The following is a 15810-nucleotide window of genomic DNA, read 5'->3' as shown; positions in this document are numbered from 1 at the left end:
CTAATCAATGCTACAGATATTTGACCCCGATGGGGTCTTTTCATAATATACAAGTACCCGTCTTGTATATTATGAAAAGACTTACCTCAAAAAGACAATAGTATTTGTCAGAGTATATCTAATTTTATTTTTTTGAATGTATATATTTTTCTTTGCACACGGGACTACAAAATCCCCATACTTCTCCATTGATCAATGCGGTGTCCGATAAATGCCCTTTTACATCCATGTCACAAATGGGATCCTTTTCATTTACAACAACTGTCACGGGATGAGCACTTGTTGAATCAATCAGACTGGCAGAGCCTTTCATTTCCGTATTTTCTTTGCAGGAGAATACGAATGACGCCAGAATAAATAAAAGAATATATTTCATACTATTTTATTGATCGGTTAATGATTATGAATAAAATTCATTAACTGTTATCGAGGTCTGCATTACAAACATCAACAACAGCTATCCACAACTTATTGTATTACTATTTTTTGAGTATAGACAGCATCTGTATCTGTTTTTATCAAAACAACATACATACCTTGTTTGTAATTCAAATCGAATTCTTTTTGCGTGCCATCAAATGTATCTTTGATATTACCGGCATAATCATAAATAACAATTCCTGTAATTTTTCCGACCACATTGTCTGTATTGAGTTTGAACGAACCAGTGTTTGGATTTGGAGCAACTTGTAAGGCAGTAGTATTTAGTGTTGAAGCATTTAAAATACCTGTTATAATTGTTGGTATTTCAGACAACGCATTTGAATACAAACCATTGTTTTCAGTGGTCACAAATACGCGGGTAGTCACGAATGTAATTTTAGTTACATCCGTATAGCTCGGTAAATTAAATTGATTTCCACCGGCAATCCATGTTACACCATTATCAGATGTTGCCAGTAAACCACCTTTATAACTTGCCCATACATATCCTGCATACACACCCATTGCCTGAATTTTCATTCCATTCAAACGCATTAAAGCAGTATGAGGAATTGCAGTTTGTGTTGAAGCAGCAGAAGACCAATGGATAGAAGCTAATGTTGAATCTGACACCAAAACACCTGCTCCTTCTGTTCCTATATAAATTTTATTTCCAGCTGCAGCTACAGATGTAACATCCCAATCATGTACATCTGCCCAATTGGATAATCCCGTGTTATAAGAGTTCCAGGTTGTACCTGTTTTTGATTTAATGTATGCGCCTTGTCCAAAAGTTCCCAATAAAATATTATTATTAAAGAAAGCCATAGAGGTCAGTTCAACACCGGTAGGTAGGCCTGTTTGAATCGAAATCCAATTTGCTGTCGTGATCGATGTTTTATACAATTTATTTGCTGCATCGATTGCATACAAAACATAATCTGAATAGAACAGTTTTTTAATATTCAACGTTGGCAAGCCTGTATTGAATACGGTCCAGTTTCTTCCTGAATCTGCTGTGACATATACGCCGCCGTTTTTAGTTGCTGCAAATAACAACGACTCTCCCATTGTAAGATCCGTTACATTCAAACTATCAATCAAACCATTATTTGCGGTTACATAATTTGCAGCCAGATCTTTACTTACATACACTCCATTTTCGGTAGCTGCAACAACAAAAGCGACACCGCTGGTATGCATTGCAGTTGTTTTTAAATTATTAAAATTTACATTCATCGCAGTCCATGGATCAAATCGCGATGTCGTTTTAAATATTCCTTTATTTACCGTTCCACAAACCAAACCTGTTTTAAAAGGTTCAACTGTTTTTACATTCAACGTTGTTAATCCTGTATTTGCTGCAGACCAGCTAATTTCAGCTACTACAGAAACATATATACCTTTGTTTGAAGCAACATACCACTGTGTTCCATCATTTGATACTGAGTAGAAAACAGTTGCAGAAGGCAGGTCAGCAGTGACATTTGAATAGCTTGGTGCAGAACTTGTACTTGCAGCATCTGTTACAAATAATCCATTCGTATTTAATACGAGTAACTGATCTGTTGCTGTATTGTATGACAAAGCAATAGTACCATCTACATTGCTTGTGTTTGAATCATTAAAATCGATCCAGCTTGTACCGTTATTGTCTGTTGCATAAATGCCTCCATCTGTTGTACTGATAAAGATGCGCGTACCCGCCTTCTTCATTCCTGAAACATTCAGATGCTGTAAATTTCCGTTCACTGCAGTCCAGCTTGCTCCACTGTTTGTTGTTAAAAACAAACCATTAACGGTCCCAGCCATTAACGTTGTAGCATCGATTGCTACCAGACTTGTTACATGCAGATTCGTTAAACCGTTGTTTATTTTATTCCAATACCTGTCTGTACCAACATATCCATTCAAAATAAAAATTCCGCTGTCTGCAGTTGCTGCGTACAAGCGAATTCCTGTGTGTGCAATTGCAGTAATCTTTCCGCTTTTCAAGCCAACCGGTCGCGCTCTCCAGCCAACCAGTGCAGCACTCGTGCTTTCAAATACACCACCTTCTGCCGTACCCATATAGACTGTATCCGCAGCAATTGTTGTACATGTTATTGTTCCGCCAAATGGACCTTTAGAGCCAAAGTGTGCGTTTGAAGAAATAGAAAATATACTTATGAAGAGCATACTCATAAGTATTGTATATATAGTGTGTATAGTATTTTTTTTCATCTTAAAATTATTATTCTGTTGTAAGTAATTATTTTTTATCATTTAATTATATGTCTGCAGCAATGCTGGCGGATGAAAAATATCTTTACCTATCGGAACAGGAAACGAAATTGAACGATATAAATAAAAAGATTTTATATATTCTATGAAAAGTGTTTGATAAATTAGCAATTCTTTAAAATACAGTTCGACTTTTTCTTTTACATAAGAAATGGAAATATCTGCATCTCCATTCTCCTTTTGAAGATGTGCTTTTAAATAACAATTCCCTTTACAAGTGTTCATGCGCACATCCTTTTGTACACATAACTCAGACGCAATATACTTTTGCTGCATCTTGAATTGTGTATACACAAATGTGTTAAAACTACTCTGTAAAAAGAATAGAATTATCAATACAACCGAAAAATACCGGATCATAAATAGTGATCGTTGAAGGATCTATTGATACTAGTTTTCGTATTTAAACATGTTTGCCATGTTTGCAGTAATATCGATCACTAATGAAGAAGTATTATCTGCTTTTGTTGCAATACTTAAATTATCATTCTTCTTCAGATCAAGTCCAGCAAACAATTCTGCATAATCTGCTTCCATGTGTATATAGGCCATAGTATTGGGCTGAACCGATACAGTTTGATTCGGCATGGATACATGTACTATATTCGAATTTGTTCCGATCTTATAAACAAATGGAACCATATCTGCATCTGCAGCATCTTTTGCAGCTGTGGTATCAATCTTACCTACAGCATTCATGAAGATATAATTGTTTGCTTGCGCAGTATTTGAAAACCACATATCCGGATCATTGAGTATACCCGTTCCTGAAGGAGTCTGTGCATTTAGATTCGCCGGTAAGCCTACATCAAAACGAATGGACTTGTAATTACCAACTGGTACATTTCCCAATTTATAAACCTGATCAACAATATTGGTTAGCAATATGGTATCACCTACTTCGTAGATACCTCCATCAAATTTTACCAGTTTTATATTTGATATGTATAGTTGTGAAAAGCTCAACGACATTTTTCTTCCTTCATCAGTCTGATATACGGCGTTATACAATTCAACTTCATTTGAGCCAATATATGTATGCAGGTGCAGACTTATAGGTGCTGTTTCAACAGTTGTATTGCTCGGTGCCGGATCATTTGATTTACAGCCTGTGAAAATGATTGAAAAAAATACTGCGGTTAATATATATGCGTGTTTCATTTTTATAAGCATTTTAGTTAAAATACAATTGAATAAACCAGATTGACATTGCTATATACGGATGCTTGTATGCCATTGGATTTTTGATATACAGGCAGACCAGCTTCTATTCCGATTTTATTATTTCCAAGAAAGAATGTATTCACTCCTGCATACACCAATGCTATTGTACCCCCATAATTTGCAGCATTTGCAGCAGGTTCGGTATATGCATACAATGTGGGATCATTTCCTTTGATCTTTCCTGTTTGAAGAAGTTCTGCACGCAGCGATGTACTTAACCATGGCAACCATTGATAAGCAACCCAATTATTAAAACCCAATTCATTCCCCAGTTTATAACCAACCTGATTGTAACCAGTACGAATTGTCGAAACCAGCTGCGTACTCGCCGTAAGCTTATCTCCTTTATAGGTATACGTAAGGCCCGGCTTTACATCCCAGGTACCTGACCCCTGCTGCATCATGTATGAATAACGCGCATTTGGATACATGCTGCCGTCATCTCCTTTGTTTTGTACAGAGCCTGTAGGAATGGATATACCTCCGGAAAACAACACATGATGTTGTGAAGAATTTATGATGGAATAAAGTGCCGTAATTGAGAGATCCCCAAAACCGGAGGTCTTCATAGTATGTGCCATTGAACCCGACATTGGAACTCCGTTATGAATGTGTGTACTCCCTTCCGGCGCCACCATATTCATGGATGATTGTCTGTATTCAGTCATTGCCATTAAAGTAAGCTTATTACTTACACCATACATAGCCATAAGCATATGCATGTTCATAGACATTCGGTCTGAAGAAAATAAATATTGATTGTAGATCTGATCGTTGGAGATACTCGTTCCGTTTTGCTCCATGCCTCTTGTATTCATATTCATAAAACGATATGAAAACATCCACTCACCTTTTGAGTGTGTATGGCTAAGCATAATTCCTGCCGGAGTGGCATCTTTTTTACACATGCAGGATGCACATGTAAATGCAGAATCTGTTTGTGCAGAAGCTGTATATAGTGTAATCAATGCCGTAAACAACAACATTGAACTACGTTTTTTTATGAAGTTCATTGAAATTCGTTATAAATCGATAAAGAATGCTTACAACACTTGCAAGCAGCGATGTATCAAACGAATTATTGGGGAGGTTGAATAATAAAATCTGCAGGCGATTTATACGCGTGCATCTGGTATGCGTCAAGTGAAGCTACCTGCATTTCATCTGCAAAAACGGGTGTTGGCAATAAATTAAAATCCGTAAAAAATAAAACAACTTCTTCCAAACCTTTCAATACAGAAGGGATTGTTTGTTCCTGCTTTTCCTGCTCCTTCATTTTTTTGGACAGGTAACATTTTCCGTTACATGTAGAAGCAGGCTTTGCTTTATTGATACAAAGAACGGTAGCAATATAATCCTGATTGATCTGATAATAGGCCACATACACTGAACGGATACTGCTTTGCAGTAGCATCACCATCACTAATATGAGTATAAAGCCTTTTTTCATCTGGACAAATCTATATAGTTTGAATTTGAAATGCAACATAATTCGTTTGAAGCTTCCAAACCCATTCATAATTCATAAACTACTACTTCACTGATATATAGCAATTTATTATGCTTTTTATTTATAAACCTGAGGCAAATATTTATTCATTCGGGCATCTGCGCTATCAAGTCTTACTTCCTGATCTTTAGAAAACGAACTCATATTTTTTCTCAACTTCTCTTTTAGAGAAACCATTTCGTCTCTTAACACATTATACGCTTCGGTATTGTTTTCCTGATCTACGATAGAATACAACGGCTGCGTTTTATAGATTCCAACATACTCAATGAATAAAGCTGAAAACTGTTCATATTTTATCACTTGTTCTTCCATGGATGCATCAGGCATTTTTTTGAATGCAAATACTCGATCCGGATAATCCGTTTTCAAATACTGAATTGCAGGTTTGGAATCTGCTGTATCTACTTTCGTCACAGCTTCCACTGATTCTTTTTTATCTAAAGTATCACACGAATAACATCCGATCAAAAGCAACAATATAAATTTTGAATAAAATCTCATATACTCAAATATAGTCCAGTTAGCAAAACGTATAACATTAACGGTCTATTTCGCCCATTACAATATCAAATGATCCCAGAATGGCAACCAGATCGGCGATCATTACATTCTTAGAAATGGCTTGCAAAACAGATAAATTAACAAAGCTCGGTGCACGTACTTTACAGCGGAACGGCACGTCTGTATTGCCGGTTGTACGGAAGAAGAAACCCAATTCTCCTTTTGGATTTTCTGCTCGCACATAAAAATCCATCGCCTTCGGACGAATTTTTTTAGGAACAACCGCCTGCGGATCAAACTCACGCGTACGCTTATGATCTCCCAACAATTGTGTGATGCACTGTTCAATGATCTTAACAGACTCAAAACATTCTGCTACGCGAACATGTGTTCTATCCCAGCAATCGCCCTTCGTTCCCATCGCCCCTGTTCCTACCGGAATATCAAAATCAATTTCAGGATACACGGAATAGGCATCTACTTTACGAAGATCGAACTTTAATCCTGAACCACGTAACATAGGACCGGTAATGCCATAATTGATTGCAAGATCAAGCGGCAGCACACCGATATTTGCGGTACGCTCTATAAAAATTTTATTATCAATAATTACTTTTTGAAGCTCGATCAATTTTGGTTTCAGGTATGAAATAAAATCTTTGCAGCGTTCTTCAAAACCTACAGGGAGATCATAAAACAATCCCCCAACCCAAATATAATTGTACAGCATCCGTGCCCCGCTCACCCATTCAAGCAACCGATTGATGTGCTCTCTATCACGCATCACCCAAAGGAAGGGCGTAAATGCTCCGATATCCAGACCATAGGTACCGATCGCAACAAAATGTGAGGACAAACGATTTAATTCTGCTACCAGAACGCGTATGTATTCTACTCTTTTAGGAATGTCTTTATCAATACCCAGCATACGCTCAACACCCATTGCATAGGCATGTTCCGAGTTCATTGCAGCTAAATAATCCATGCGATCCACAAACGGGATCACCTGATTGTACGGCAACTTTTCTGCATGCTTTTCATAACAACGATGTAGATAGCCCATGTGCGGGATCACATCTTTTACAATCTCGCCATCGGTTAGAATTTCCAGACGCAATACACCATGTGTTGATGGGTGTTGCGGCCCCATATTAATAATGATCTCGCCGCGTTTCAGATTGCCTGCATCAAATACAAGCGGCTCCGACTGCTGAAGATGCAGAGGATTGTATGTATAGTTTGGTGTTGCTTGTGTCGTCACGTTAATAAGCTACTTTAATCCCGTGATAAAATTCCTGTTCAACGTAATCTTTACGCAACGGATAGCCTTCCCAATCTGCCGGCAATAATATTCTGCGAAGATCCGGATGTCCTGAAAACTTTATACCATACATATCAAATGCTTCACGCTCATGCCAGTCTGCAGTGTGCCAAACATCAACCATAGAAGGTATTTCAGGAAGTGCTTCCTTTCCATCTCCTCTTTCTGATTCAACTTTCAAAATGAAAAATAAATGGAATGGAATGGAATATAAATGATAAATAATTTCAAGGGTGTTTTTTTCAACGCCATTGTCCAATGCGGTTAAGCAGGACAACTGATCGAAATAGAAACGCGCATCGTCACGCAAAAAGAAACAAATATCTTTCAGAGATTCTTTCTTCACCGTTAGCTGAGGCTGTTGCAACGCTGTATTTTCTGCAACAACTACATCTGCACCAAACTGCGTTTGAATCGCTTCTTTTATATCTTGAAATGTATAGGTCATACGACTTGTGCTGATTTGTGATTGGCAAGAAAACGTTCAACGGCTTTCGGTTCAACCAACGTTTCTTTGCGAATCTTTTCCTGCAATTTTAAAAAGCCTCCAATCAAAGCTTCGGGTCTCGGCGGACAGCCCGGCACGTAGATATCTACCGGCACAATACGATCCACACCTTTCACTACGTGATAGCCATGTTCCCAATACGGACCACCGCAATTGGAGCAGGATCCCATAGAGATCACATACCTTGGCTCAGGCATTTGTTCGTACAAACGACGAATCCGATCGGCCATTTTAAATGTTACGGTTCCTGCAACAATCATAACATCCGACTGGCGTGGGCTTGGTCTTGGTATAATTCCAAAACGATCCAGATCGTATCCGGATGTAAAGGTCTGCATCATTTCAATTGCGCAGCATGCCAAACCAAAACTCATAGGGAACAACGATGATAAGCGCGCCCAGTTCAATACATCTTCGAGCTGAGAGACAACAATACCGCCTTGTCCAAATTTATGATCGAGTAAACTCATTCTGTTTTATTTCTCTAACGCAACATATAAGGTTTTAAAATCTTATAGGGTTACGATTATATTTTATTTCTTCAACCAACTCTCCAAGGGTTTTAAACCCTTGGAAAGTTTTATTTTAATTTATTTCTTTTGCCAAAGAATATTTCTCATTCACTGCTTCGTATAAGTCTCTGGGAACTTTCGAAACAAAGGCATCCGGTTTTACTTCCGGTTTATTCCAATCCAGATATCCTTTTCGCCATACATATACCAGACCCACAAACAACAAGCCTATAAAGATCAATATCTCAACCAGAGAGAAGATCGTCCAGCTACCATTGGTTGCGGCATCCAGCTTTGCATCTCCGTATACCGTTGCGATTGGAAACAAATAGATTACTTCTACTTCAAATAAAACAAATATCAATGCGGTTAAATAATATCGTGCATTCATATTCACCCATGCCTTTCCAACAGCGTCTTCCCCGCACTCGTACACCATCATCTTTTCAAGATTAGGTCTGTTGGGACGAAGCAATGCGGCAACACCTACACCAATCAGTACAAAGACAATTCCTGTAATGATGAATAATAAGATCATTCCGAATTCTGAAAGTTGAGAAGTATTTTCCAGCATTACTTAAGCCATTAAATAGTGATATGAGTTCTTTAGCAGGCGAATTATTTCACCCATAAACAAAGCTGTTACCGGTGCCCAGAAACAAGCGCTTACAAACATGTATAGGATTATTTTCTTTTTTTCTTCTCCGAATGAAATAGCGATCAATGTTCCTCCGATGGGTGAAAAAAGAATCGGTGTAAGAAACGCAACACCAATTAATCCCCATTTGTTTGACACTGTTACAATTTTTCGTGTTTTAGGAGAAAACACTTTACGTTTTTTAAATAACGTTTTTTTTAAGAAGCCGTAAAATATATTACCGACAAAAACCGTCAACAGAATAACAGTCAACATCATCCCGACAATCATCAAAATGATGATTTCCCAATTTGTCATTGAAAACCCGCTGCCGAGTATAGGTGCAACACCAAACTTTACGCTGCTAGCTAATATGACAAGAATATATTGAATTGTCTTTTCGAGCATAGCACAAATATAACCCCAAATGCTCGTAAATACGAACAAATATTCGTTCCTTTTGAATTTTGAGGCTAAAAATCAATGAAATAATGAACTATATTTGTAACGCAATTCCCCTTTAAAAAATGACTGTCAGAATAACTTTTTTAAGTGTTTTCTTTTGTATCCTTATCCATGCTTCACTGCATGCTCAAAGCACGTATATTCCATTGAATACAGGTGCATATCAGTTTGTCGATCGGTATGAAGTATTAAGCGGGCGCATCGACCCTGCCATTCACAGTTCTCTAAAACCTTATAACAGAGCACAAACAATCCAATTTATTGATTCTCTGCCAGCGGGTATGGCTATTTCAAAAGCAGATAGCTTCAATATAAGCTATTTAAAAAATGATTCCTGGGAATGGTCAAACGTGGCTAGTGCCGATTCTAAAAAGCCTTTTTTAAAGTTCTTCTATCAGAAACAAGCGGACGCATACTCCGTGAATGTCAAAGATTTTGATCTGCATGTCAATCCGGTGATCTATTTAATGGGAGGAAGCGGAGCAGGAAATACGCAGCGCAATTACACATTTCTAAATACACGAGGCATAGAAATACGTGGACGGATCGCAAACAGAGTGGGTTTCTATACCTTCTTTGCAGACAATCAAGGAGCATTTCCTGATTATGTAAACGATAAAGTCGGATATTATACCCCTACTGGTTCAGCAATTCCGGTTGTTCCCTTCGAATCTTTTGCAAAAACATTTAAAACCAATGGCTATGATTTTATTACCGGCCGCGGTTACATTACCTTTGAACTGGTAAAAAAATACATCGATCTACAATTCGGTTACGATAAAAATTTTATCGGAAATGGTTATCGATCACTCATCCTATCTGATATCGGAGCGCCTTATACTTTCCTGAAATTAAATACCCGAATCTGGAAATTACATTACCAGAATATTTTTGCTCAAATGAATGCGACTACAGACAATGCAAATGTTCTGTACCCGAAAAAATATACTGCCTTCCATCATTTATCGTTAAACGTTGGAAAAAATTTCAACATCGGTGTATTTGAATCCATCGTATTTGGAAGATCGGACTCTACCAAACAAGGCACCTTTGACATCTCTTACCTGAATCCCGTAATCTTCTACAGATCAATAGAACAAGCCAACGGCAGCAGCGATAATTCTTTGCTGGGTATGGATTTTAAATACAATTTCATGCACCATTTTTCTTTTTATGGACAGTATGTAATTGACGAATTAAAATTTCAGGAAGTCAAAAACCATACCGGCTGGTGGGGCAACAAACAAGCGCTGCAGCTTGGCTTGAAATACTTCAATGCATTGGGGATTAAAAATCTAGACTTACAGGCAGAAACAAATATTGTCCGTCCGTTTATGTATCAGCACGCAAGCGATTATACAAGCTATACACACTACGATCAGCCATTGGCGCATCCGATGGGTGCTAACTTTGTTGAAGTACTTGGTATTGCTCGTTATCAGCCGCTTCCGAGACTCATGCTTCAAGGTAAAGTATTTTACACTGTTTGGGGTGACGACAGCACCACAACAAGTAATACCGTTACCAATAACAACGGAGGAAATATCTTCAAAAGCTATACGCCAATTGCAGACGCAAATACATACAATAACAAACTCGCACAAGGCATTAAGACAAACATCCTTTTCTTAAGTCTTCAGGCAAGTTACCAGCTTCGTCATAATTTATTCGTAGATTTGACGTACATATATCGACAACAAACCAGCGAACTTGCTTCCAGAAACCGTACCACAAATTACATTTCCTGTGGCGTACGTTTAAACATTCAGCCACGTAATTACGAATTCTAATATTCCATAATGAAAACATTTCTTCGATTATTATCCTTTGCAAAACCGTATCCAAGATTTGCGATCCCGTATTTCTTTGTGACCCTCTTCTCTACCGTATTCGGATTGATCAACGTCGCATTTATTATACCGATCCTGAATTTATTATTCAGTGCAACAAAACCTTTAAGCGAGATACCTTATCCGGAAGCAGCCTTCAGTGTAGAATATTTCACTGGCCTTCTGAATTACTATCCTGCATGGCTGATCGAGAATTATGGAAAGAGCACAACACTTATCTTTATTTCTCTTTTCCTGATCGGAACAAACTTATTAACCAATGTATTTAAATATTTAGGATTAAGAATAAATACCAAATTACGTACGACGGTTATTTACAACATGCGCGAACGTTTGTTCAATAAAATTGTAACGATGGATGTAGGTTTCTTTTCCAGTCAGCGTAAAGGAGATCTTATGTCGCGTATGACAAATGATTTAGCGGAAATAGAAAACTCCGTGATCGGCGCATTGCAGGCATTTTTAAGAGATCCGTTTACATTGGCGATCTGGCTTACTGCGATGTTTGCGATACAGTGGCAATTGATGGTATTAACGTTATCCATCCTTCCGATATCGGGTATTGGAGTTTCCATACTCAGCAAAAAACTAAAAAAAGAATCTTCCGAAAGCCAGAAATCTTCCGGACATATTTTATCTCTGATCGACGAAGCCATTACGGGAATCCGTATCATTAAAGGTTTTGTTGCCGAACGTTTCATTTTCGAACGCTTCAGCAATCAGGGTCAGCATTATGCATCACTAGGCCGTTCGATAGGTAATAAAAGAGAATTGGCTTCTCCGATCACAGAAACTATGGGTGTTGCCATCGTTTCTGCGATTTTATACATTGGGGGAAATTTAGTATTTGAAGGAAAGTTAGAACCAGGTGCTTTCTTTATGGTCATCATTGGTTTCTACAGAATTCTTGAACCTTTAAAAGGAATTGCATCTTCTGTAACATCGATCCAGACAGGTATTTCAGCGGGTAATCGTTTGTTTGAAATTCTGGATGCAGAAATAAAAGTGCAGGATCCGGCACAACCAAAAACACTTGCCACATTCAATCATTCTATTCAATTAAAGAATATTGGTTTTAAATATAACGAGACACCGGTATTAAAAAATATTACTATTGAAATTCCTAAAGGAAAATTGATTGCGCTTGTCGGACCAAGTGGCGGCGGTAAGTCTACATTGGTAGATCTGATCCCGCGCTTCTACGATCCTGCATCAGGTTCTGTAGAAATTGATGGTGTAAATATTAAAGAGTTCGATCTGCACTCCTTACGTTCTCATATCGGAATTGTAACACAGGAGTCTATTTTATTTAACGACAGCATTTTCAACAACATTGCTTTCGGTTTGCCGAACATTACACAGGAAGATGTAGAGCGTGCAGCCCGTATTGCAAATGCACATGAGTTTATCATCAAAACAGACCAGGGTTACCAGACCTCTATCGGCGAGCGCGGTTCTAAATTATCTGGTGGCCAACGCCAGCGTTTAAGCATTGCACGTGCGGTATTAAAAAATCCGGATATCTTAATTTTGGATGAAGCAACTTCTGCGTTGGATAATGAATCTGAAAAACTGGTTCAGGAAGCATTGAATTATTTAATGAAAGAACGTACGTCTATAGTGATCGCACATAGATTAAGCACGATCCGTCATGCTGATCTGATACTTGTATTAGACAAAGGTGAAATTAAAGAACAAGGCACACACGAAGAACTGATTGCGAAAGCAGGAATCTATTTCGGCTTGCACCAACACGCCAATGAAACAGGTGGTGTTATTATAGAATAAAAAATGTTTGTATCCGCTACGGCGGATACTTAATACTATACACTGGAATTGTTTTTGTATTTAAATGCAAACTAAGTTCTTTTAAATTTTACAAAAACATTCCATTATGCAGGCAATCATATTCTATTTAATTTATCCGCTCATCTACCTGATTGCTTCGTTACCATTTAAAGCATTGTATGTAGTCTCTGATTTTTTTTATTACCTATTGGTTCTGTCTGGTTACAGAAAAAAAATCATCATTAGGAACCTTACGAATTCCTTCCCCCTTAAAAACGAAGCAGAGATCAATGCTCTTTACAAGTCCTATTACCGCTACCTCTGTGATCTTGTTTTTGAAACATTAAAAACATTAAAGATGACTGAAAAGGAAGCGAAAGAACGCTGCGCTTTTCATTCCACTGACTGGCTCGAACGATTGCATAAAGAGCATAAAAGCATTTTAATTGTTATGGGTCATTATGGTAACTGGGAATGGGCTGGCCCTAGCTTTAGTTTGCATACAACCTATCAATTGATTGTTGTATATCTCCCGCTAACAAATCCTTATTTCGAAAAAATGATGAAGTCCATGCGGACTAAATTCGGCACAAAAATAATTCCTGCAAGTAATGCCCTACGGGATATGGTCGCCAATAGAAAGCACGTTACTGCAACGGCATTTATTGCAGATCAATCAGCCTGGGCAGACACTGCTTACTGGACAACATTTTTAAATCAGGACACAGCAGTATTTACCGGACCCGAAAAACTATCGAAAAAATTTGACTATCCTGTGGTATACATGAGTGTAAACCGAATCCGCAGAGGATATTATGAAATCACACCCGAACTTTTATTTGAATTTCCCCAAAAAACAGAAGAAGGAGAAATCACACTAGCCTTTACCCAACGACTTGAGAAAGAGATAATGAGAGATCCTGTTACGTGGCTTTGGTCGCACCGTCGTTGGAAACACAGCCGCAACAAAACTATATAGAACACTTTACGTATGCATCAGCAGGCAAATATCACAATGCCTGCTATTCGAAATCCTACCCAATGCGCACCAGCAAAGAATTAATTTTATCCAGTAAGATATATACTAAAGAAAACCGTTTTCAAAGCTGGGCTGAAACCTGTGCCACAATACTTTTACTAAATCTGTTTCTTCTGCCGACTTTCTTTACCGAAGTACCGCTTGGTTTGCGTATCGCATGCAGCCTTCTTACAAGTTTTCTGTACGTACGAATGTTTGTAATCTATCACGATTATCAGCATCATGCTATTTTACAAAATTCAACTCTTGCGCGCATTATTATGCAGTGCTTTGGTATATATATGCTCACTCCGCAAAATGTATGGAAGCGTTCACACGATCATCACCACAACCATAATTCCAAATTAACTACCAATGGCATCGGCTCCTACCCTACTATTTCCATTGAACATTTTCTTAATCTAAGTAAAAATGAAAAGCGATTGTATCTGATCAATCGACATCCAATTACTGTAATCTTCGGGCATCTTACATTGTTTATTTATTGGCTCAACGTAAAATCATTTATTCAAAGTCCCAAAAAACACATAGATTCTTTAGCAGCTTTATTGATTCATTTTACTTCCGCCTTTGTAATCTGGTACAACTTAGGATTTCTTACGTTTGTATTAAGTTGGCTTGCACCTTTCTTCTTTGCTTTTGCAATGGGTTCTTATTTATTCTACTCTCAACATAATTTTCCCGGTGCACAATTCAGAGAAAATGAAGATTGGAAATATGACAAAGCAGCCCTTACTTCTACCAGTTATATGGTTATGAATCCTGTACTGCAGTGGCTAACCGGAAATATCGGCTATCACCATGTGCACCATCTGAATTCCAGAATTCCTTTCTATCGCTTGCAGGAAGCTATGTTGGGCATTCCCGAATTACAAGAGGTACAAACAACATCATGGAATCCACTTTCTATGTGGCAATGTTTTCGCTTAAAACTCTGGGATGCTGAAAACAGCGAGATGATCTCTATGAGCACTATGAGAAAAAATAGCGCATTGAAACCTTAGTTCTAAAAAATAGAGATTATCTAAAAATTGATTCTAACTATTTTTTAGATAATCAAATAAAATCGTATCCGAATTTTTCTACATCAACAATAAATTTCTTGCGGATGATCTCCTTCGTTTTATCTGTATAGTATTCTGAATAATGTTTTTGTTTTGAAATAGTGTTTAGATTCGCGTGCGGAAGAACAGGATCTGCATGAATTTTTTCTGCAATTATTTTCCAGTCGTTCTCCAGGTTTTCAAACTTACCGATAAAGTCAACAGCAACTTCTCCTTTCTCATCCAGAAACCAATCCAGCTGATTGCGTTTCTGACTCGGATGTACGCAGGTATCGCTGCTGTAGTTGATCCAATCTGCAAATTCTTCAAAGGTCATTTTATCGCGCATCTGTATACTTTCCTTGCGCAGATATAGAGATACAACACGCGACCAGGGATTGCGCACAAAACCAAACTTATAATATTCATTAAAAATCTGTTCGCCTCTTTTTTCTTTTACAGAAGCGGGAACAAATGTATTGTATACCAGCTTATCCAGACTGTATTTACTTCTATCAAACGGAAATCCTGTCGTAATTTTTTTTCTGTATTCCCGGATATCCATATGCGCCTTTAAGGGCTCGCCAACAATGGTACGTATACTGGTAGAACCTGTTTTAGGAACTTCTATGAAGATGCATTTGTAAACGCTACTGATCATGTTGAGGTAAAAGCATTTTAAAACTCATCTAAAAATAATAAA

At 37.9% G+C, this 15810-nt stretch carries 17 protein-coding genes; 4 read left to right on the top strand and 13 right to left on the bottom strand.

What is annotated here, in order from left to right; all coding sequences use genetic code 11:
- Positions 1-124: 124 nt before the first annotated feature.
- The 12 genes from A3EE_RS0103405 to A3EE_RS0103350 form a co-directional block, all read right to left on the bottom strand.
- Positions 125-376 (bottom strand): hypothetical protein, encoded by a 252-nt coding sequence (locus A3EE_RS0103405; RefSeq protein WP_018342029.1) that lies wholly within the window; start codon positions 374-376, stop codon positions 125-127.
- A gap of 92 nt (positions 377-468) precedes the next feature.
- The gene (locus A3EE_RS0103400) at positions 469-2601 is read right to left on the bottom strand and encodes a T9SS type A sorting domain-containing protein (RefSeq protein ID WP_245553798.1); all 2133 of its coding nucleotides are present in this window, start codon (positions 2599-2601) and stop codon (positions 469-471) included.
- Positions 2602-2688: 87 nt separating this feature from the next.
- A complete protein-coding gene (locus tag A3EE_RS0103395; RefSeq protein WP_157446862.1) occupies positions 2689-3066 on the bottom strand; it encodes a hypothetical protein in 378 nt (125 codons plus the stop codon).
- 30 nt (positions 3067-3096) lie between these two features.
- A complete protein-coding gene (locus tag A3EE_RS0103390; protein ID WP_018342026.1) occupies positions 3097-3867 on the bottom strand; it encodes an MbnP family protein in 771 nt (256 codons plus the stop codon).
- 17 nt (positions 3868-3884) lie between these two features.
- Complete coding sequence (locus A3EE_RS0103385) at positions 3885-4943, bottom strand: transporter family protein (RefSeq protein ID WP_018342025.1); 1059 nt, start codon at positions 4941-4943, stop codon at positions 3885-3887.
- Between the two features lie 65 nt (positions 4944-5008).
- Positions 5009-5380: a hypothetical protein gene (locus A3EE_RS0103380; protein WP_018342024.1), complete on the bottom strand. Its 372-nt coding sequence runs from the start codon at positions 5378-5380 to the stop codon at positions 5009-5011.
- A 117-nt stretch (positions 5381-5497) separates the two neighbouring features.
- The gene (locus A3EE_RS0103375) at positions 5498-5944 is read right to left on the bottom strand and encodes a hypothetical protein (protein ID WP_018342023.1); all 447 of its coding nucleotides are present in this window, start codon (positions 5942-5944) and stop codon (positions 5498-5500) included.
- A 37-nt stretch (positions 5945-5981) separates the two neighbouring features.
- Complete coding sequence (locus A3EE_RS0103370) at positions 5982-7205, bottom strand: NADH-quinone oxidoreductase subunit D (RefSeq protein ID WP_018342022.1); 1224 nt, start codon at positions 7203-7205, stop codon at positions 5982-5984.
- A 1-nt stretch (position 7206) separates the two neighbouring features.
- Positions 7207-7713 carry an NADH-quinone oxidoreductase subunit C gene (locus A3EE_RS0103365; RefSeq protein ID WP_018342021.1) on the bottom strand — a complete coding sequence of 169 codons (507 nt, stop codon included), beginning with the start codon at positions 7711-7713 and terminating at the stop codon, positions 7207-7209.
- Complete coding sequence (nuoB, locus tag A3EE_RS0103360; protein ID WP_018342020.1) at positions 7710-8243, bottom strand: NADH-quinone oxidoreductase subunit NuoB; 534 nt, start codon at positions 8241-8243, stop codon at positions 7710-7712. Before nuoB ends, A3EE_RS0103365 begins: the two co-directional genes overlap by 4 nt.
- A gap of 115 nt (positions 8244-8358) precedes the next feature.
- Positions 8359-8859 (bottom strand): NADH-quinone oxidoreductase subunit A, encoded by a 501-nt coding sequence (locus A3EE_RS0103355; RefSeq protein ID WP_018342019.1) that lies wholly within the window; start codon positions 8857-8859, stop codon positions 8359-8361.
- A 3-nt stretch (positions 8860-8862) separates the two neighbouring features.
- Positions 8863-9330 (bottom strand): hypothetical protein, encoded by a 468-nt coding sequence (locus A3EE_RS0103350; protein WP_018342018.1) that lies wholly within the window; start codon positions 9328-9330, stop codon positions 8863-8865.
- A 119-nt stretch (positions 9331-9449) separates the two neighbouring features.
- Here A3EE_RS0103350 and A3EE_RS0103345 point away from each other — a divergent pair, with 119 nt between their 5' ends.
- The 4 genes from A3EE_RS0103345 (at position 9450) to A3EE_RS0103330 (ending at position 15068) form a co-directional block, all read left to right on the top strand.
- Complete coding sequence (locus A3EE_RS0103345) at positions 9450-11177, top strand: capsule assembly Wzi family protein (protein ID WP_018342017.1); 1728 nt, start codon at positions 9450-9452, stop codon at positions 11175-11177.
- Between the two features lie 9 nt (positions 11178-11186).
- Positions 11187-13025, top strand: coding sequence for an ABC transporter ATP-binding protein (locus A3EE_RS0103340; protein WP_018342016.1), 1839 nt, complete (start codon positions 11187-11189; stop codon positions 13023-13025).
- Positions 13026-13131: 106 nt separating this feature from the next.
- Entirely contained in the window at positions 13132-14004 is an 873-nt protein-coding gene (locus A3EE_RS0103335; RefSeq protein WP_018342015.1) for a lysophospholipid acyltransferase family protein, read from the top strand.
- On the top strand, positions 13953-15068 hold the full coding sequence (locus A3EE_RS0103330) for a fatty acid desaturase family protein (RefSeq protein ID WP_245553797.1): 1116 nt from the start codon (positions 13953-13955) through the stop codon (positions 15066-15068). The genes A3EE_RS0103335 and A3EE_RS0103330 overlap by 52 nt, the downstream gene beginning before the upstream one ends.
- Positions 15069-15120: 52 nt before the next feature.
- Here the strand turns inward: A3EE_RS0103330 and A3EE_RS0103325 are convergent, their stop codons facing one another.
- Entirely contained in the window at positions 15121-15768 is a 648-nt protein-coding gene (locus tag A3EE_RS0103325; protein WP_018342013.1) for a sulfotransferase family 2 domain-containing protein, read from the bottom strand.
- Positions 15769-15810 lie beyond the last annotated feature (42 nt).

The sequence above is a fragment of the Cytophaga aurantiaca DSM 3654 genome (assembly GCF_000379725.1).
GTDB classification, from domain to species: Bacteria; Bacteroidota; Bacteroidia; order Cytophagales; family Cytophagaceae; genus Cytophaga; species Cytophaga aurantiaca.
The sequence above is the reverse complement of the archived record's forward strand: the minus strand, read 5'-3'. Positions and strand labels throughout refer to the sequence as shown.

Bases quoted from the DNA above. Each gene is read 5' to 3' on its own strand.
- A3EE_RS0103405 (WP_018342029.1), bottom strand. From the start codon at position 376: ATGAAATATATTCTTTTATTTATTCTGGCGTCATTCGTATTCTCCTGC.
- A3EE_RS0103400 (WP_245553798.1), bottom strand. From the start codon at position 2,601: ATGCTCTTCATAAGTATATTTTCTATTTCTTCAAACGCACACTTTGGC.
- A3EE_RS0103395 (WP_157446862.1), bottom strand. From the start codon at position 3,066: ATGATCCGGTATTTTTCGGTTGTATTGATAATTCTATTCTTTTTACAG.
- A3EE_RS0103390 (WP_018342026.1), bottom strand. From the start codon at position 3,867: ATGAAACACGCATATATATTAACCGCAGTATTTTTTTCAATCATTTTC.
- A3EE_RS0103385 (WP_018342025.1), bottom strand. From the start codon at position 4,943: ATGAACTTCATAAAAAAACGTAGTTCAATGTTGTTGTTTACGGCATTG.
- A3EE_RS0103380 (WP_018342024.1), bottom strand. From the start codon at position 5,380: ATGAAAAAAGGCTTTATACTCATATTAGTGATGGTGATGCTACTGCAA.
- A3EE_RS0103375 (WP_018342023.1), bottom strand. From the start codon at position 5,944: ATGAGATTTTATTCAAAATTTATATTGTTGCTTTTGATCGGATGTTAT.
- A3EE_RS0103365 (WP_018342021.1), bottom strand. From the start codon at position 7,713: ATGACCTATACATTTCAAGATATAAAAGAAGCGATTCAAACGCAGTTT.
- nuoB (WP_018342020.1), bottom strand. From the start codon at position 8,243: ATGAGTTTACTCGATCATAAATTTGGACAAGGCGGTATTGTTGTCTCT.
- A3EE_RS0103355 (WP_018342019.1), bottom strand. From the start codon at position 8,859: ATGCTGGAAAATACTTCTCAACTTTCAGAATTCGGAATGATCTTATTA.
- A3EE_RS0103350 (WP_018342018.1), bottom strand. From the start codon at position 9,330: ATGCTCGAAAAGACAATTCAATATATTCTTGTCATATTAGCTAGCAGC.
- A3EE_RS0103345 (WP_018342017.1), top strand. From the start codon at position 9,450: ATGACTGTCAGAATAACTTTTTTAAGTGTTTTCTTTTGTATCCTTATC.
- A3EE_RS0103340 (WP_018342016.1), top strand. From the start codon at position 11,187: ATGAAAACATTTCTTCGATTATTATCCTTTGCAAAACCGTATCCAAGA.
- A3EE_RS0103335 (WP_018342015.1), top strand. From the start codon at position 13,132: ATGCAGGCAATCATATTCTATTTAATTTATCCGCTCATCTACCTGATT.
- A3EE_RS0103325 (WP_018342013.1), bottom strand. From the start codon at position 15,768: ATGATCAGTAGCGTTTACAAATGCATCTTCATAGAAGTTCCTAAAACA.